This window comes from Streptococcus sp. NLAE-zl-C503, assembly GCF_900104285.1.
GTDB lineage: Bacteria > Bacillota > Bacilli > Lactobacillales > Streptococcaceae > Streptococcus.
This window is the reverse complement of the sequence record NZ_FNJT01000001.1, coordinates 1-17,869: the sequence shown is the minus strand read 5'-3', so window position 1 is coordinate 17,869 and position 17,869 is coordinate 1. Positions and strand designations below refer to the sequence as shown.

Below are 17,869 nucleotides of genomic sequence, written 5' to 3'. Positions count from 1 at the left end.
AATAAAAGACTCTGTCCCAGCTTTGTCGATCAGTTGCTCTTCCCTTTCGTCTAATAATTGATAATAAAAAAATCTATTTTTCATCTTCTTCCTCCCAAACTTGCTGATTTCTGCGATTCAAGTATAGGATAACTCTATCCATAGAATAACTCCCAACGAGATAGATGATAACTGCTAGGACCACTTTTAGGGAGTACTTCCAAGTCAATAGACTGACCAGTTCCTCGCGATTACCTACGATATCAATCAGTAAAATCACTATAGAAAATCCCAAAGCAGATAAAATTCTTTCTTTTCCAGTATTATCAACAATATCTCGAATATCAATTCCTACATACATGCGGCGAATAATGGCATACAAACCAACTCCGATCAATAAAAGTAATTCTGGCAAATAGGACAGAAGTGTTAAATTGAAAATATAAACTTTGGCAAAAATTTCCAGTGCCAAAAATAGGCACATTCCCAAGAGAATTTCTCCTGAAATCTTTCCATCCAATTTTTCCGTACGTTCATCTTTGATCACAAGTTTTTTTCTATTTTTCATCTTCTTCCTCCCAAAATAGTTGGTCTAATGTTTTTCCTAAGCATCTGCAAATGGACTGGCAGAGGGAGAGACTAGGATTGTATTTCCCAGCTTCAATCAAACCTATAGTCTGCCTAGTAACGCCCACAGCTTCTGCCAAATCCCCTTGTGTCAAATCACGCTCCACCCGAGCTAATTTTAATTTTAAATTTTTAGCCACTAGCGTCCTCCTTCACATTTTTAAAAAGTTGCGCTTCTTTTAAAAACATTATACCATATATCTAACTTAATGCAATATATAAATGTCATTTTGTAAGATTTTATTAACAAAAAACTCTCCACTACAAAAAATAGAGAGCGTTACCTTTAAATATAGGATTTCAAAATATCAACGACATCACTTCTTTTCTTGACCTGATGGGCCTTGATGCCCAATTTCTCAGCTGCCATTGTATTGTCCTCAATATCATCTAGAAAGACACAATTTGTAGGATCTAGCTGGTATTTATCGAGAATCTCCTTAAACATTGCCAAATCAGGCTTTATAGCTTTTATATCACAGGATAGGACAAAGCCATCTAAAAGTTCTTTTATAGGAGATAGCTGCTCTTCCAGCAAGTCATAAAATACCTTTGAGGTATTGGACAAGACAAAGATGCAATGCCCCTTTTTCTTTAGTTCTGACAAGACAGGAAAGACTTCCGTATAAATGTCAATGTAGCTAGGCCAATTCCAAATAACTTCTTCGACTTTCTTTTGATAGGTCCTTCCAATCATCGACACAACTTTAAGTACTAATTCTTGTCTCGTCATGGTACCAAGATCTAATCTTTCCCAAAGCCCCGACTGAAAAATGGCCTTATCTAAAACCAAATATTCTTCCTTCGTATCCGAAACGAACGCCTTGCAAAATCTTATCCTTGTTCCATTCTAACAAGACGTTGCCCATATCTAATATTATATCCATTAACCCATCTCCATAGTTATGTGAAGATTTTCTCTTTGCTTTATACTTTCATATTCAGCTTACAAATCCTTTTGGTAATAAAATCTTTTCCCTGTGTAGGGATAGTCTTGCAAGGTAAAGACTTCCTTGTAGCCATGCCTTTTATAAAAATCTGGAGCTTGAAACTGGTAAGTATTCACGAAAGCAAACTGACAGTTTCGTTTCTTAGCTTCATTTTCAGCTTGCTCCAATAGTTTTGAACCGATTCCTTGCCCTCGCAGTTCCTCTGTTACAAACAAATACTCAATTTCCAACCAATTTCCGAAAGTCTCTGCTACTAAGCCCGCCAAGAGATTGCCCTTTTCATCTTCAACATAAAGGTTCAGTGGCTCGCTTTCAGCCTCTTCTCTTTTAGAACGATTATAAGCACGAATCAAATCCCCTATTTCTTGCGCTTTATGAGATTCCTTATTTTCCAATCTAACGTGCATCCAAACCTCCTAATAAACTGCTACAGTTTGATTATAATCTTATTTCAATAGACTGTCAAACTAGAAAAAACTCACCAAGCAGAGTTGATGAGTTCATGAGTTATTTTCTAAATTTCCACTGACTATAAATTCCGAAACCGATAATCCAGATGGCAGAACCAACCGCCCCCATGAAGGTAGATTCTTGTAAAAAGAGGGTTACAAAGACAAAGATAAAGAAGAGCATGGTTAGGGGATTAAGCAAGCGATACTGAGGCATGAGGTAGCCATCAGCCATGAAGTCTTGTGACTTGCGGTATTTGAGATGAGCCACCATGATCAAAATATAAATCGCGATGTAAACACCTGACGAGGACGCCGTAATCAAAGCAAAAGCATCGGAAACACCTGGCAAAACATTGATAAAGGCAGCCAGAGCAATTAAAATTGCTGAAGCAATGATGGCATTTTGTGGAACATTGTGACGAGAAAGGGTATCTGCCTTAATAGCTTTTAAGAAGCGATTGGGCGAGTCATGAGCAATCTGGTACAAATGCCGTCCTGTTGAATAGAGGGTTGAGTTAAGAGCAGAGGCTGCCGACGTCAAAACGACAAAGTTAATCAGAGCTGCCGCCCACTTGATACCTGCCAGCTCAAAAACCGTTACAAATGGTGAATCTGAAGAAGCAAGTTCTCTCCATGGAATGATAGACATAATGGCCAATAGGGCTCCACCATAGAAGAAGACAATTCGGAGAGGAATTTCCTTAACTGCTTTTGGCAAAACCTGACGAGGATTCTTCGTTTCAGAGGTTGTCACTCCGATAAACTCAATCATCAGATAGGCAAAAAATACCATTTGAAAGGCCATGACAAAGTTCATGACTCCATTTGGAAAAAGGGAGAACTGGTCGCTGATGTTTGCCAAACTTGCAGCCCCATGCGGCGTCTCAAATCCTGTCAAGACCATAAAGACTCCTGTTGCAATCATAGCTAAAATAGCCACAATCTTAACCATTGCAAACCAAAACTCGACTTCTCCAAAGAGCTTAACCGCAATCAGATTGACCAAGGCCAAAATCGTTAAAAAGACAATCTGAATCAGCCAACTAGGCCAGCTGGGAAACCAAAACTGAACATAATGCGAGATCGCAGTGATTTCTGCCATACCGATAAAGACGACAGACAACCAATAAGACCAAACTGAGAAATAACCCCAGCCTTTCCCCAAATGACGGGTGATAAAGTTGATAAAAGTATGTTGTTCTGGATCCTGGTAGAGCATCTCTCCAACAGCCCTCATCATCAAAAACATAAAGGCTCCTGTAATCATATAAATCAGGATGATAGAAGGGCCTGTCAGGCTGATAGAGCGACCGGCACCTAGGAAAAGACCTGTTCCGATTGTTCCCGCAATAGCCATCACCTGAACATGACGATTGGTTAGGCCACGTTCCATTTTATTTTTTTTCTTATTTTCACTCATATAGTCTCCTATTTTATTCAAAAAACCAAAAAGGAGTTGAGCAAGACAAGACCTCCACTACTCCTTTTTCGTCCTATTTAGGCTGTTTTTTCAACCTTCAAGATTTTTACATCATAGCTACCAACTGGTGTCTCAATGGTCGCTGTATCACCAGTCTTTTTACCGATCAAGGCTTGTCCAATCGGGCTCTCATTTGAAACCTTACCAGCGAAAGCATCCGCACCTGCAGAACCGACGATGATGTAAACTTCTTCGTCATCTTCCCCGATTTCTTGAATCGTTACAGTCTTGCCGATAGCCACTTCATCTTGGGCAACTGCATCGCTATTAACGATTTCAGCATAGCGGATTTTAGTTTCCAAGCTTGAAATTTGTCCTTCAACAAAAGCTTGCTCATCCTTAGCTGCTTCGTACTCACTGTTTTCTGAAAGGTCTCCGTATGAACGTGCGATTTTAATACGTTCTACCACTTCCGGACGACGAACAAGTTTCAACTCTTCTAATTCTTTTTCAAGTTTTTCCTTTTCTTCAAGGGTCATTGGGTAAGTTTTTTCTGCCATTTTTCTCAACTTTCTTTTCTTAATTTGTTTTTAAAACAAAATTATGTGGAAAACCACATAATTTTAGTTTGAACTACTTGATTGTGTTAATTTGCTATTGATGTGTTCTGCAACGTTTTGATCATGTTCTTCTTTTGTTGTCGCAAAGTATACTTTACCATCTTCAACATTGGCTACAAAGTACAAGTAGTCACTCTTTGTCTGGTTTACACTTGCTTCAATAGCATCTAAACTTGGACTATCAACTGGTCCAGGCATGAGGCCAAGATGTGTATAAACATTGTAAGGCGAATCGATATTTGTATCAATCCCAGCATCATCCGCTAAGCTAATCTTTTGACCAAGCTTACCTTGGGCATACAGGATAGCGATATTGCTCTGAAGTGGCATACCGAGGTTTAAGCGGTTATAGAAGACACCTGCGATTTTCTTGCGGTCTTCGGTCTTAGCACCTTCTTTTTCGACAAGAGAAGCAATGCTGAGCAATTCATTAACTGTCAGATTCTTTTCTTTGATCGTAGCGTAATATGGTGACATAGCCTTGTCCATAGCAGCTACCATCTCATCAATCAAACTTTCAACAGTTGTATCGTCTTTGATCGTATAGGTAGCTGGGAAAAGGTAACCTTCAAGACGATAACGAACGCCACTGTCTTTTGTTGGAAGACTTCCAAGTAGGTTTGGATACTTGGCTACTAATTGTGAGATAAAGGTCTCATCTTGAGCTTTTGCCAAGAAAGCATCCGCAGTAAGAGGTTCTTTAAATTCACCTTGAAGTTGTCCTACTGTTTGAGCGATTTGCTCCAATGTATAACCTTCTGGAATTGTCAAGTTTGCAAGAACAGGTGCCTGAGCTTCAGGAGTCCCACCTTTTTGCAATTCTTGAATCAACTCATCCGTACTCATGCTCTTCTTCAAGTTATAATAACCTGATTTTAAGTCTGCGCCCTTATATTTAGCATAAAAGCTAAAGATAAGTCCATGTTTAACCAGACCAGATTTTTCCAAAGTGCTCCCAATTTCTTGAATATTTGAACCTTCTGGAATTTGAACTGTCACATAATCCTTAGAGCTCGCATCAACAGGTTTCAAGGATTCTTGAACGTATCCATAACCAAAGAAGCCACCAATACCTACGAGCACTAGGAGAACTAGGAAAGTTAGCAAGCAACCTTTGGCTTTTGATTTCTTCTTTTTCTTAGCTGGTTTTACTCCTTCACGACGACTACGACTCGGAGCATCTGTTAGGTTATCAACTTTCTCAACTGGAGCAGGGACTACATTCTCCACAACAGGAGGGACTGATTCTTCTTTTTTGTCATCCATTTTATAGGAAACAGCCACTTTAGTTGGAGTAGTGTTAAACTCTTTGTCTTCCTTTTTAGGCTCTACAGCATCAATCTTGGCTGGTGCGGGCTCTTCTAGTTTTGACTCTTCTGGTTCTGGTGCTGTCACTTCGCTTGATTCAAAACTTGGGCGTGGTGGCACACTTGGGGCATTTTTAAGGATTTCATCCACAGTTGACAGAGAGTCTACCATTAAACCTTCTGTGACAAGATTTGGTTCTTGTTCAGAAGGAGCGGGTGGAGTTACTTGAGAAGATGGAGTTGGGGTGATCGGACTTTCATCTTCTTTCTCTCTTCTTTCTCTCTCTCTGACTCTCTCTAAATCACGTAAAATCTGCTCTTTGAAGCTTAATTTTTCTTCTTCTCTTGATTTTTCAGTCAAAAGCATTACCTCCTTGTTGACAATCCATAATATTATATCTTAAAAGTCGCAGAAAAGCAACTAACTAGGGCATTCCCTAGCTAGTTTTCTTTATTTTCTGGCTGCCAAACCATATCATACCATGTTTCCCCAGCAAAGCTTGACTGGGATATTCCCTCGTTAACAAAGCCATGTTTTTCGTAATAGGCGATAAGATAATCATGACACGTCAGATTAATGCCCTCTCGTTCATGTTCTAAAGCGACCTCTTTCAGAGTCTTTAATAGTCTTTTCCCAACTCCCAAATCTTGTGCTTCCTTGGCAATAGATAGGCAAGTCACAGAAATATAACCTCCAGGTCGATGGCTATAGTCTTTTATTTCTTCTGTAAAGGACTGATCTTGTAGATGGCGGTGTGGGACGACTGGACCTTCGATATAACCAAGAATACGCCCCTCTTTTTCAGCTATCAGAAAACTGGTCTGAATTTCCCGCAAATGTGCCTCAAAGACCGAACGAGGAATGGCTTCTTCAAGGGAGAAATTCTCTAGCTCTATCTCTATAATCCGATCTAAATCCGAAAATCTCGCTTGTCTGATTTTCATTTTTCCTCCTGATAAAAGGGATTTGCCCAAATTAGATACCATTCAGAACCACTGCCATAATGACTTTCTGTCATTTCTTCTTCAACAAAGTCATTCATTTCAAAATATGATAGTAGTTCATCAGGACTCTGCAAAAGAATACCTTGGTAATCTAGTTCGACTGTCACTTGTTTCAAGTTAGCAAGAAGAAGGGTACCCAAGCCTTGCCCGCGATGGTCAGGATGAATAGCTAATGATCTTATTTCTATCCATGTGGGATGGAGAGACTGAGACTCTCCTAAAACATAGCCCACCAGCTGATTTTCATCCCTAGCTACAAGAAAGGTACCCGCAGACTTGCGGATACTCTTTTCTAAGGATTGGCGGCTAAGTGCCTCTTCTAACGAAGGATTGGCTTCTTCAATCGCCAACATTTCTTCTAAATCTAATAAGGTGGCTTGCCTTATAGTGATTGGAATTTCCATCTGTTTTCCTTATTGGACGTTGCTTGTCAAGTTAGACAAGAGACGTTCAAATGAATATTCATAGGTTTGGATGTCTCCTGCACCCATAAAGACGTAAACAGCATTGTCATGGTCTAGGAGTGGAGAAACATTTTCAACAGTGATAACCTGATGTTTCTTGTTGATTTTATTGGCTAGGTCTTCTACCTTGACATCTCCGTGATCTACCTCACGTGCTGATCCATAGATTTGCGCTAAGTAGACTGCATCTGCCTGATTCAAGGCTTGTGCAAAATCATCCAACAAGGCGATGGTTCTTGTAAAGGTATGCGGTTGGAAGATTGCTACGATTTCCTTGCTTGGGTATTTCTGACGAGCTGCATCCAAGGTCGCAATGATTTCTGTTGGATGGTGGGCAAAGTCATCGATGATCACTGTATCATTGACAATTTTCTCAGTGAAACGACGCTTGACACCTGCAAAAGTTTTCAAGTGTTCACGCACCAAGTTCAAATCGAATCCTGCTGTGTAAAGAAGACCAATAACAGCTGTCGCATTCATGATATTGTGACGACCAAAGGTTGGAATGTGGAATTGACCCAACTCTTGTCCACGGAAGTGAACAGTAAAGGTTGAACCAGTTGTTGAACGAAGAAGATCACTAGCTACAAAGTCATTGCCCTCAGCTTCAAACCCATAGTAATAGATTGGAGCATTGGCTGTAATCTTACGCAACTCAGCATCCTCACCGTACACAAACAAACCTTTGGTAATTTGTTTGGCATAGTCGTTAAAGGCATTGAAAACATCCTCTAGACTAGTAAAGTAATCTGGATGGTCAAAGTCAATGTTGGTGATGATAGAGTATTCTGGGTGGTAAGGCATGAAGTGACGCTCATATTCGTCTGATTCAAAGACAAAATATTTGGCATTGGCTGAACCACGACCTGTCCCGTCACCAATCAAGAAGCTGGTGTCTGTGATGTGAGACAAGACGTGTGACAACATACCAGTCGTTGAAGTTTTCCCATGTGCTCCTGCCACTCCCATGCTGACAAAGTCGCGCATAAAGCTACCTAGGAATTCGTGGTAACGTTTGTAGCTGATACCATTTTGATCTGCATAGGCGATTTCAACGTTGTTATCGGGACGGAAGGCATTTCCAGCGATAATCTCAACATCACCTTGTAGGTTCTTTTCATCAAAAGGAAGAATCGCAATTCCTGCCTGCTCTAGTCCACGTTGAGTAAAGTAGTACTTTTCAACGTCTGACCCTTGAACCTTATGCCCCATTTGGTGCAACATCAAGGCCAAGGCACTCATCCCTGATCCCTTGATTCCAATAAAATGATATGTTTTTGACATGCTTTTCTCCCCTACTCAGTAATTCTTGTCAGATTCAACTCTTGGGCAACCTGACGTTCCTGTTCTGTTTGCTTATTCTTTTTATTATAGATTTGACTCTTCTTCAGAAAATCATAGTTATTCTTTTTTGCTTTAGCAGATTGATTTTCTCTAGTCGGAGTCGCCACTTGGCCAACCTCCTCAGCTAAGATATAGTGAGACTGGCTCAAGTTTTTACTAAATTTGGCAAACTCACCTGGATTTTCCTTTTGAAATGGTGCTGTTGGTTGGTTTCCTTGACGAACAAGTGTTGAAGCATTGTGTCGTCTAGTATGACTAACATCCTGAGTCAAATACTTGGCTGAACGTTTCTTCTTCAAGTCCGCACGCGCCTCTTCTCGAGCCAATTCAGCATACGTTTTTTCAACTTTTTTAGGTTCTGGGCTCGGCTTTGACTCCTTTTTAACCACTGGAGAAACTACGGTTTCTTCCTCATTGATAGGAGACCATTCTAAATGATTTTTATCTCGGTAATCACCTCTGATATTGCTAATAAAGTCTGACTCATCGTACAAGTCCATGACTGGCATTTTGGTCAGCATGATCTCATCATCTGACACCAATGGAAATCGATCTTGTTTCATTTTGTATTTCCTTTCAACACTTCATTATAGCGTATTGTCTTGATTTTTCAAGTGCTGGCTTCAGAAATTCCCAAAATTTCACGAATTTCTGCCAGACTAAGACTCGCACGCGACTCTGTACCATCTAAAACTTGGGAAACCAAATGTTTCTTTTGTTCTTGAAGTTCTTGGATCTTTTCTTCAATGGTTCCCTTGGTAATCAAACGATAGACCTCGACCATCTGCTCCTGCCCCATGCGGTGGGCTCGTCCGATAGCCTGTGCTTCGACAGCAGGATTCCACCAGAGGTCAACCAAAATAACCGTATCAGCTCCCGTTAGATTGAGACCAACACCACCCGCCTTAAGGGAGATGAGAAAGGCATCTCTTTCTCCTTGGTTAAAGGACTTGGTCATCTCCTGTCTTTCTTGAGCAGGAGTTGAACCTGTGATTTTGAAGGAAGTCAAGCCCAAGTCTGGTAGTTCTTGCTCAATTTTTTCCAACATTCCTTTGAATTGTGAGAAAATCAAGACCCGATGCCCACCATCAGCCACTTGTAGCAATAAATCTCGGAGACTATCCAATTTACCACTAGCTCCTTGGTAATCGTCCATAAAGAGAGCTGGCGTATCGCAGATTTGGCGCAAACGCATGAGACCAGATAAAATTTCTACCCGACTTCTCTGGAATTCTTGATCTGTCACTTGGGCTAGTCGGTCTCGCATCTGTTGCAACTGGGCTAGATAGATGGCCTTCTGCTGGTCTTCCAGTTCATTTTTATAGACGACTTCGATTAGGTCAGGCAGTTCTGTAAGGACTTCTTCTTTCTTACGCCTCATGACGAAGGGCTTGATAAACTGCGCCACTCGCTCAGCTGGTAATTTCATAAACTCTTTCTTGTTCGGCAAGAGCCCTGGGAGGACGATTTGAAAGATAGACCACAACTCTCCTAAATGATTTTCAATGGGCGTTCCTGACAATGCAAAGACTGCTGGTACCACAAACTGGCGCAAACTCTGAGCAATCTTTGTCTGGGCATTTTTCATGACTTGGGCTTCATCTAAGAAGAGAAAATCAAAGTCCATCTCTTGATAAAGCTCGCTGTCTTGACGAAAGGTGGCATAGCTAGTCACATAGATTTGGTGATTTTCAGAAAGAATTGCTTCTCGATTCGCTTTCAAACCATGAACGACAGCCAAATCCAACTGTGGGGCAAATTTCCTGAATTCATCTGCCCAATTGTAGATTAAACCTGACGGCGCTAAAATCAAGACCCGACTGTCTTCGGTCACCTGACTGGTCAAAAAAGCAATAGTTTGCAGTGTTTTTCCCAGTCCCATATCATCTGCCAGAATGCCACCAAAGCCATAGCGGTAAAGCATCTGAAGCCAACGGACTCCCTTTTCTTGATAGTCTCTCAAACTCGCCTGCACCTGTATATCTCCCAAAGGAAAGTCCTCTGGATGAGTCAAATCATGAGCTAAATGCTGAAATTCCTCTGTGAAGGAGATCCTGTCTCGACCTTCAAAAAGCTGAGAAAGGCTATAAGCCAGAGATTTCCGAGCTTGAAAAGAACCATCTTTTAGCTCAACCCCCAGTTCCTGTAAATTTTGACGAATCTGCTTGGTTTCCTCATCAAAAAAGTACACTTGGTCAGAAGAACTGATATAGAAATCCTGATTGCTGGTCAGGGCTTTAAGAGCTTGATCAATCTCTTCTTGGGCAATCCCTTGGAAATCAAATTGGATTTCCAACAGTCCCCCCTTAGACTCGATCTGAACCTGAGGAGCTTGGACACTGTAGAGCTGATTTATCTCATCAGACAAGAAAACCTGACCCAACTTCTCAAAAGCAGGAATCGTATGTTGAAAGAAAGCATAAACCGATTCTGGTTTCAAAGCCTGTCTCCAAGACTGAAAATCAGCCTCAAAACCAGCCCCTAAACAGACTTGAAATAGCTGATTTTCCAAGACGGCATCGCTTGAAAATGGTAATTGTTCCAGCTGTTGATGACTAGTCACCTTAACATCTCCATAGTCAAACTGAATATCCAAACGGATACGGCCGTCATCCTCCTTATTAAAGTAAAAGATTGGTGAAAACTGTCTAATTTGCAAACGCTCGGGAGCAGAAACCGTGCCCAGCTGCCCAAACAAAGGCAGACAGGCGGCTAGGCGGTCACGATCACTGTTGTCAAACTGGAGGCATTTTCTCCCTCTTTCCTCCCGAGGGAGCTCCTTGAGTTCCTTCAAAAGAGTTATCTGATTAGGGGTCAAGAAATAAACATTCCCCTTACGAAAGAGAACCGCTCCCCCATAGAATACGTTAACCCGCTCAGTCTCAGAAATCTCCATCTCAAAATAATCGGGATACTCCTGCACAGAAAAAGAGAAAAGATTCGCTTCCGGATCTAAATCGTGAAAGAGAAGATTTTCATAACTAGTAATCTGGTGCTCAAAATGAAAATCCTCCAAGTTCATCAGCAACTCCACCCCCTGCTCAAAAAAGGTCAGAGGGAAAAAGAGGTGACGACCTTGATTAGGGAAAAAGAGCTCTTGACTCAGTCCCTCCTCAATCAAGCCACATAAAAAAGTAAGAACTTCTTGACTAGCTGTATCAAAAGCCTCCCAAGACAAGTCATTTTCATAGTATTTCCCAATCATATATGGTTTTCGATGGACTAAGACCTTCAAAAAGAGAGGGATATCACGGATGACGTAATATTTTTGACTCTTAAGCAAACCGATTCGGAGAGTCCAAAGGAGGCGATTGGTTCCAGCTTCCACCTGGCCTTGAGCCGACAAAGTGTAGATTTTCTCTCTCTTCTGAGGTTGGATACGCTCCAAAAAACTATCACCAAAACTAACCTTGGTTTCGACCTCTTCTTGCTCTTCATGCCCTTTTTCTAAGGCTTGTAAAATCACCTGGCCTTCTTCATCGTTCTTCAGATAATGCTCGAGCGCTGCGAGGTGAACACAGTAACCTCTTTTTTGGAAAAAATCACAAGCGCAAAAAATAAGATCATCCTCTAAACTGTAGCGCAAGTCTTCTCCCGCCACACGAGTATAGAGGCGATTCCCCTTTTCCTTGATAATCTCAATCTTGCCTGTCTCATAGAGAGTAACACCCTCTATGCGCAACTTTCCTGGAATCAATTTAGCCATAATTACCCCTTTATCTTATCTCTTCATTATACCACATTTTCCCCTATGAAAATAGCCTTCTAGGAATACTTTTCTCCTAGAAGGCTCGATTTTTAAAGTGTAGCACAAGTAGTCACGATGCGTTGGCAAACTTCTTCTAGTACTGACTTCGGCATGGCTACATTGAGGCGGGCATGAAGAGTTCCCTCCTCCCCAAAGTCCAAACCTCTGTTCAAGATAACCTTAGCTTCATTTCTCAAAAGCTCTTGCAAGCGCTCATCCGTTAGGTTATAGGCTGAAAAATCCAGCCAGATCAAGTAGGTTCCTTGCGGTTTCATGACCTTGATTTTAGTCTCTTTTCCAAATAGATCCACCACATAGTTAATGTGGTCTTCAAAGACTTGCTTGAGTTCTTCTAGCCAATCCTTTCCATATCGATAGGCAGCTTCTGTCGCCAAATAACCCAAACCTGAAATTTCATGCTGGTTATTGGCCAACTGGCGTTTTTGGAAAGCCACACGAAGCTTTGGATTTTCAATAACTGCATAGGAATTTTTCGTTCCAGCAATATTAAAAGTCTTGGTAGCACTGCTCAAAACAAGAGCAAAGTTTTTGAAGTCTGGATTTACGGTATTAAAAGACTGGTGTTTGTGACCAAAGAGGGCCAAATCTTGGTGAATCTCATCCGAAACCAACAAAACACCATGTTTTTGGCAGAGATAACCAATCTTTTCCAATACTTCCTTTTCCCAAACACGTCCCCCAGGATTGTGGGGATTGCAGAAGATATAAAGCTTCACATCCTCTCCCACCATATCCTTCTCCAACTGTTCAAAGTCAATCTCAAACAGTCCATCCTTTTCCACCAAAGGATTGGTAATCAATCGGCGATTGTTGAGTTTGACACTGCGGGCAAAAGGTGGATAGACCGGTGTGTTAATCAAGACAGCCTCTCCCTCTTTTGTAAAGGCTTGAATAGCTGTTGAAATAGCTGGCACCACTCCCTCGATAAAGACAAGAGCATCCTTGTCAAAGTGATACCCGTGTTGGTTGGCTTCCCATTCTTGAACCGACCCAATCAAAGCGTCGCTTGCATAAGTATAACCATAGACCAACTGATCCGCATAGGTTTGTACGGCTTGTCGAATCTCAGGTAAGACTACAAAGTCCATATCCGCTATCCAGGCTGGTAGAACTTCTCGATCAGCCTCCGCCTCTTTCCATTTATAGGTATGATGTCCAAAACGATTGGGCAGGCTTGTAAAATCATATTTTCCCATATTTATCTTATCCTTCCAAGGCTTGGCGCAAGTCCGCAATCAAATCTCTAGCATCCTCAATCCCAATAGACAAGCGCAAAAGATCATCTGTCAAACCGTAGGAATGGCGTACTTCTGCTGGAATATCCGCATGGGTCTGCGTCGTCGGATAGGTGATCAGACTCTCTACCCCACCCAAACTCTCAGCAAAAGAGAAGACCTTGAGGCTGTTCAAAATATGAGGAATACGTTTCTCATCCACTACTTTAAAGGAAATCATTCCCCCACGACCAGTGTAGAGCACTTCCTTGACTGCTGGAGAATTCTTCAAAAAGGCAACCACTTCTTGGGCATTCGCTGTAGAACGCTCCATGCGCAGAGACAAGGTCTTAAGACCACGAATTAACTGATAACTATCAAATGGTGACAAGACAGCACCTGTTGTATTGAGATTGTAAAACAGTTGTTCATATAGTTCTAAACTATTAGTCACAACTACCCCAGCCAAAACATCATTGTGCCCTGCTAGGTATTTGGTAGCCGAATGAAGAACAATATCTGCACCATCTTCAATCGGTCGTTGGTAAATCGGACTATAGAAGGTATTGTCTACGACTACTTTGGCACCCTTAGCGTGAGCTATTTGGGCTAGTTTTGCAATATCAAATTCCAACATCAAGGGATTGGTTGGCGTTTCGATATAGAGAACATCCACATGATTTTCCAGCTCAGCAATCAACTCTGCTTCAGTATTAGCATAGGTAAAATGGAAACGGCCTTCTTGCTCCACTTGGTTGAACCACCGGAAAGAACCCCCATACAGATCGCGCACAGCCAAGACTTTACTTCCTACTGGAAAGATACTAAAGGCCAGTACAATCGCAGCCATACCTGAGCTCGTCGCTAGGGCATAGTCTGCTGATTCAATCGCAGCCAAGACTTCCTCCGCCTTACTGCGAGTTGGGTTTTTAGTGCGCGTGTAGTCAAATCCAGTAGACTGGCCAAACTCTGGATGCTGATAAGTTGTTGAAAAATGAAGCGGAGTTACCAAGGCACCTGTTGCCTTATCTGACTTGATTCCCGCCTGGGCCAAAATTGTGTTGATGTGTAGTTCTTTACTCATGCAATACCTCCAAATCTATAGTAACTATTGTACCACTTATTTTCACTAACTCATTTTCTTCTTTTCAAGAGCTAGTTATAGTTTCAAACTATACAAAAACGATAGCTTCCTGAGAAACTATCGTTTATCCTGTTGAATAGACTGGTTATTTAACGTGTTTTGCCAGTTCTTCTTGGACTTTTTTATTGGATTCTTCTTTTTCTTTCAGCCATTTTTCTTTAGCTTTTTCATACTCATCAGTCGTTACAGTCTTATCTTGCAACTTGAGGTACTTGTATGATTCGACACCCTTATTTCCGGCTTGTGAGAATGGTGCTGAGAATGGAACTATCTTTCTCAAGCTAGGTGTTCCACCCTTAGAAACGTTTGGAATTGCAAGGGCGCTATCAACGAGCCAAGCTTGAACTTCAGCATATTTTTCATAACGTTTTGCTGGATCTTGCTCCTTGTTCGCTTCTTCCAACATTTGAGTGTAGGTATCAAGTCCAACTGCCTTGGCCTTGTCATTGACTTCACCTGGTTCTAGACCAAGGTTTTGCAACATACCACCGTTATTGACATTTAAGATATCAAGATAGCTTGATGGATCCAAGTAGTCCGCACTCCAACCACCATTGTAAAGGTCAAAATCCTTCTGGGCTGCTGTCTGAGCTAAATAACCAGAGCTATCATAATCCTCTGTTGACAGTTGTTGGATATCGATAACCACGTTCTCAGTTCCAAGAACAGATTCGATGGATTGCTTCATTGAGCTAATTTCTTGAATTTCTGTCTTATTGGTCATTTCTACAGTCTTATCCAAGTGAATTGGGAACTGAACGCCTTTGGCTTCTAGTTCTTTCTTAGCTTCCGCAAACTTAGCTTTAGCCTTGTCAGGATTGTAGTATGGGTCTTGCGCATCCGCAAAGTTGATTCCTTGCCATTCTTGGCCATAGTTAACCATCTTTTCTGAAACAACATCACCAAAGTCTTTTCCGTTGATGCTTACAAATGTAGGAGGTACAACCAGGTTACGAATAATCTTCGTTGCTCCGTCTTCCCCTTGAGATTGTGCCCCATAGGCCGTACGGTTATAGGCAAAATTGATAGCTTGGCGGAAGTTTTTATTCAGAACTGCTTCTTGGGTAGATTTCTTTTCGATGTCAGTCGTTTTAGAAGTGAAATTATAAGATTTTCTATCCAGGTTAAAGTTCAAGTAGAAAGAAGTGGCATCTTGCATGCTGTAGATGATATTGTCTTTATTCTTCTCTTTAATCCCTTCAAAACTTGAGCTATTTGGATAGAGACGTGCGTAGCTGTATACTCCTTCTGTAAAGTTACGTGCTAGGGCATCTTGGTCACTTCCATCATAGTAGGTCAATTTCACATCGTCCACAAAGACATTTTTAGCATCCCAGTAATTCGGATTTTTCTTGTATTCGATAACAGATTTTGAAACAAAGGATTTCATCAAGAAAGGTCCACTGTACAAAATACTAGAAGGATCCACCTTACCAAAGTCATCTCCTTTTGATTTCAAGAAATCAGCATTAACAGGAAAGAGAATGGTTGAAGTTGTTTTAGAATTCCAGTAAGGTTCTGGTCGAGTCAAAGTGTACTGAACTGTTTGGTCATCAATCGCCTTAACACCGACAGTTGAAAAGTCAGTTGTTTTTCCGTTGATATAGTCATCCAAACCTGCTACAGAGTCTTGAACCAAGTACAAGGCTTCAGATTTTTTATCTGCCGCATATTTCAAACCTGTCACAAAGTCTTGAGCAGTTACAGGGGCGTATTCTTCACCTTCGTATGTATACCACTTAGCATCTTTACGAAGTTTGTAGGTATAAGTCAAACCGTCCTTAGAAACGGTCCAATCCTCTGCCAATGATGGAACATAGTTACCGTATTGGTCATTTTCCATCAAACCATCAACCAAATTGGTAACAATATCATTGGTTGTTGCACGGTTCTCTGCTAGATAGTTCAAACTAGATGGATCACTAGAATAGACATAGTTATATGTTTTAGATGAACTTGCTGAGTTCCCACATGCGCTCAATAGGATACCTGCGCTTAACACGACACCTGCCAGTGTCAGATACTTGGCCTTAGACTTTTTCATTTCCAGAACCTCCTGTTTTAAAGTTTTGTCTTATTATACAGCTTTGGTTTTATTTAGTCAAGCAATTCCTGTCACAAAAGGTCGGAATTATATTATTTTCTCTACAAATTTTAGATTTTTATCTATTTCGTTAGGGATATGCAATGCGTAGTGTAATATTTTTACCCCTTATTCCTAAGTGCTTTAAAAGCTGTCTTTTAATTCGGATATTCTCTTTGGCGGTGATTAATAACTAGCGAGACATCATTAAGTTCTTTAGAGCGTTTAGAAATGGAAGTCCATCCCTTTTGATTCCAATATCAAGTTGGAGACAATCAGCAAGAATATAAGATGTTTAGTATTTGATTTTCAAAATTTCAAAAATTTAGAATAATAATTCTCGTTACTTTGAATGTTAGAAAAGAGAGAATCAATCTGACTCTCTCTCATGCTTAATTAGATGTCACTCTCCACAGTTGACAAAGAGCCAAAAACCCCAGATAGCCTTAGGCCATCTGGGGTTCTTGTTTTCATCGCTAAAATGATATCAACAATTTCATTTTAGTCGATTTTTGGGACTTAGTCTTCTAAATCCATTTCAGAAGCTGCTGATTTCTTCTTCTTGCCAAGAAGAGAGGCAGTTGCCAAGGCAGCCACTCCTAATCCAAGACCAGCAAATTGGTTATTTGCAGTTCCTGTATTTGGAAGTTTTCTACCGTTTGAACGTCCTGGTCCAGCAGGTTGTTGTGCAGGAGCTTGTGAGTGGTTCAATGCACTTGAGATTGAAGCACTGTCAGACAAGCTAGTTGAGGTACTTGCGCTGTTGCTCAAGCTTTCTGAAGTACTTGCTGAAGTTGAGGCATCACCTGAACCATTGCTTGTACTTGTTGAAACTGAACCGCTACCTGAGCCATTGCTTGTACTTGTTGAAGCTGAACCGCTACCTGAGTTATTGCTTGTACTTGTTGAAGCTGATTGACTAGCTGAGCCATTGCTTGTGCTTGTTGAACCTGAACCGCTACCTGAGTTGTTGCTTGCACTGATTGAAGCTGATTGGCTTGCAGATACTGATGCGCTAGTTGATTGACTTGCACTTACAGATGCTGAAGCTGATTGACTTGCTGAGTCATTGCTTGTGCTTGTTGAAACTGAACCGCTACCTGAGTTGTTGCTTGCACTGATTGAAGCAGAAATGCTGTCACTCAAGCTTGCGCTTGTTGAGACTGACTCACTTGCGCTGATTGATGCTGAAGTACTATCGCTCAATGACACACTTACTGATTTGCTGAGTGAAACTGACTCACTTGCACTTACAGATTCAAGGTAGCTAGGAAGGTTAAACTCTGGCTTAGATTCGCTTGTTGGCTCACCCTTACTATAGCTGAATGAGTTAGATTGTTGTGACGCACTTGTACTCAAACTGCTTGAAACGCTATTGCTAAGTGATGTAGATGTACTTACGCTGTTACTCAAGCTTACTGAAGTACTTGTTGAAACTGAAGTACTACTTGAGTTGTTGCTTGCTGATTCAGATGCACTGATTGAAGCAGA

The 17,869-nt window shown here is 41.2% G+C and carries 16 protein-coding genes; all 16 read right to left on the bottom strand.

Features of this window, described 5'->3' with window-relative positions; all coding sequences use genetic code 11:
- Positions 1–73 precede the first annotated feature (73 nt).
- A complete protein-coding gene (locus tag BLS46_RS00080) occupies positions 74–547 on the bottom strand; it encodes a DUF6773 family protein (RefSeq protein WP_093584438.1) in 474 nt (157 codons plus the stop codon).
- The gene (locus BLS46_RS00075) at positions 537–746 is read right to left on the bottom strand and encodes a helix-turn-helix transcriptional regulator (protein WP_001107502.1); all 210 of its coding nucleotides are present in this window, start codon (positions 744–746) and stop codon (positions 537–539) included. Before BLS46_RS00075 ends, BLS46_RS00080 begins: the two co-directional genes overlap by 11 nt.
- 146 nt (positions 747–892) lie before the next feature.
- On the bottom strand, positions 893–1,399 hold the full coding sequence (locus BLS46_RS00070; RefSeq protein WP_257365669.1) for an HAD family hydrolase: 507 nt from the start codon (positions 1,397–1,399) through the stop codon (positions 893–895).
- A gap of 153 nt (positions 1,400–1,552) precedes the next feature.
- A complete protein-coding gene (locus BLS46_RS00065) occupies positions 1,553–1,963 on the bottom strand; it encodes a GNAT family N-acetyltransferase (RefSeq protein ID WP_093584435.1) in 411 nt (136 codons plus the stop codon).
- A 100-nt stretch (positions 1,964–2,063) separates the two neighbouring features.
- On the bottom strand, positions 2,064–3,428 hold the full coding sequence (locus BLS46_RS00060) for an amino acid permease (RefSeq protein WP_180364022.1): 1,365 nt from the start codon (positions 3,426–3,428) through the stop codon (positions 2,064–2,066).
- A 77-nt stretch (positions 3,429–3,505) separates the two neighbouring features.
- Entirely contained in the window at positions 3,506–3,988 is a 483-nt protein-coding gene (greA, locus tag BLS46_RS00055) for a transcription elongation factor GreA (protein ID WP_000818755.1), read from the bottom strand.
- A gap of 63 nt (positions 3,989–4,051) precedes the next feature.
- Complete coding sequence (gene mltG / locus BLS46_RS00050; RefSeq protein WP_093584419.1) at positions 4,052–5,722, bottom strand: endolytic transglycosylase MltG; 1,671 nt, start codon at positions 5,720–5,722, stop codon at positions 4,052–4,054.
- 74 nt (positions 5,723–5,796) lie between these two features.
- The gene (locus BLS46_RS00045; RefSeq protein WP_093584417.1) at positions 5,797–6,300 is read right to left on the bottom strand and encodes a GNAT family N-acetyltransferase; all 504 of its coding nucleotides are present in this window, start codon (positions 6,298–6,300) and stop codon (positions 5,797–5,799) included.
- Positions 6,297–6,764 (bottom strand): GNAT family N-acetyltransferase, encoded by a 468-nt coding sequence (locus BLS46_RS00040; RefSeq protein WP_093584407.1) that lies wholly within the window; start codon positions 6,762–6,764, stop codon positions 6,297–6,299. Before BLS46_RS00040 ends, BLS46_RS00045 begins: the two co-directional genes overlap by 4 nt.
- Before the next feature lie 9 nt (positions 6,765–6,773).
- Entirely contained in the window at positions 6,774–8,108 is a 1,335-nt protein-coding gene (murC, locus tag BLS46_RS00035; RefSeq protein ID WP_093584404.1) for a UDP-N-acetylmuramate--L-alanine ligase, read from the bottom strand.
- A gap of 11 nt (positions 8,109–8,119) precedes the next feature.
- Positions 8,120–8,731, bottom strand: a complete 612-nt coding sequence (locus BLS46_RS00030; protein WP_093584401.1) for a divisome accessory protein ZapJ — start codon at positions 8,729–8,731, stop codon at positions 8,120–8,122.
- 47 nt (positions 8,732–8,778) lie between these two features.
- Positions 8,779–11,874: a pilus expression-regulating Snf2 family helicase gene (locus tag BLS46_RS00025; protein WP_093584398.1), complete on the bottom strand. Its 3,096-nt coding sequence runs from the start codon at positions 11,872–11,874 to the stop codon at positions 8,779–8,781.
- 92 nt (positions 11,875–11,966) lie between these two features.
- The gene (locus tag BLS46_RS00020; protein WP_093584395.1) at positions 11,967–13,133 is read right to left on the bottom strand and encodes a MalY/PatB family protein; all 1,167 of its coding nucleotides are present in this window, start codon (positions 13,131–13,133) and stop codon (positions 11,967–11,969) included.
- A gap of 7 nt (positions 13,134–13,140) precedes the next feature.
- Entirely contained in the window at positions 13,141–14,235 is a 1,095-nt protein-coding gene (locus BLS46_RS00015; RefSeq protein ID WP_093584392.1) for a cystathionine gamma-synthase, read from the bottom strand.
- Positions 14,236–14,380: 145 nt separating this feature from the next.
- On the bottom strand, positions 14,381–16,339 hold the full coding sequence (locus BLS46_RS00010; protein ID WP_093584389.1) for a peptide ABC transporter substrate-binding protein: 1,959 nt from the start codon (positions 16,337–16,339) through the stop codon (positions 14,381–14,383).
- A gap of 558 nt (positions 16,340–16,897) precedes the next feature.
- Positions 16,898–17,869: LPXTG cell wall anchor domain-containing protein (locus BLS46_RS09955; RefSeq protein WP_306806744.1), on the bottom strand; the 972-nt coding region annotated here is incomplete at its 5' end.

Bases quoted from the DNA above. Each gene is read 5' to 3' on its own strand.
- BLS46_RS00020 (WP_093584395.1), bottom strand. From the start codon at position 13,133: ATGGGAAAATATGATTTTACAAGCCTGCCCAATCGTTTTGGACATCAT.
- BLS46_RS00010 (WP_093584389.1), bottom strand. From the start codon at position 16,339: ATGAAAAAGTCTAAGGCCAAGTATCTGACACTGGCAGGTGTCGTGTTA.
- BLS46_RS00040 (WP_093584407.1), bottom strand. From the start codon at position 6,764: ATGGAAATTCCAATCACTATAAGGCAAGCCACCTTATTAGATTTAGAA.
- BLS46_RS00015 (WP_093584392.1), bottom strand. From the start codon at position 14,235: ATGAGTAAAGAACTACACATCAACACAATTTTGGCCCAGGCGGGAATC.
- murC (WP_093584404.1), bottom strand. From the start codon at position 8,108: ATGTCAAAAACATATCATTTTATTGGAATCAAGGGATCAGGGATGAGT.
- BLS46_RS00065 (WP_093584435.1), bottom strand. From the start codon at position 1,963: ATGCACGTTAGATTGGAAAATAAGGAATCTCATAAAGCGCAAGAAATA.
- BLS46_RS00080 (WP_093584438.1), bottom strand. From the start codon at position 547: ATGAAAAATAGAAAAAAACTTGTGATCAAAGATGAACGTACGGAAAAA.
- BLS46_RS00045 (WP_093584417.1), bottom strand. From the start codon at position 6,300: ATGAAAATCAGACAAGCGAGATTTTCGGATTTAGATCGGATTATAGAG.
- BLS46_RS00030 (WP_093584401.1), bottom strand. From the start codon at position 8,731: ATGAAACAAGATCGATTTCCATTGGTGTCAGATGATGAGATCATGCTG.
- BLS46_RS00060 (WP_180364022.1), bottom strand. From the start codon at position 3,428: ATGAGTGAAAATAAGAAAAAAAATAAAATGGAACGTGGCCTAACCAAT.
- BLS46_RS00025 (WP_093584398.1), bottom strand. From the start codon at position 11,874: ATGGCTAAATTGATTCCAGGAAAGTTGCGCATAGAGGGTGTTACTCTC.
- greA (WP_000818755.1), bottom strand. From the start codon at position 3,988: ATGGCAGAAAAAACTTACCCAATGACCCTTGAAGAAAAGGAAAAACTT.
- mltG (WP_093584419.1), bottom strand. From the start codon at position 5,722: ATGCTTTTGACTGAAAAATCAAGAGAAGAAGAAAAATTAAGCTTCAAA.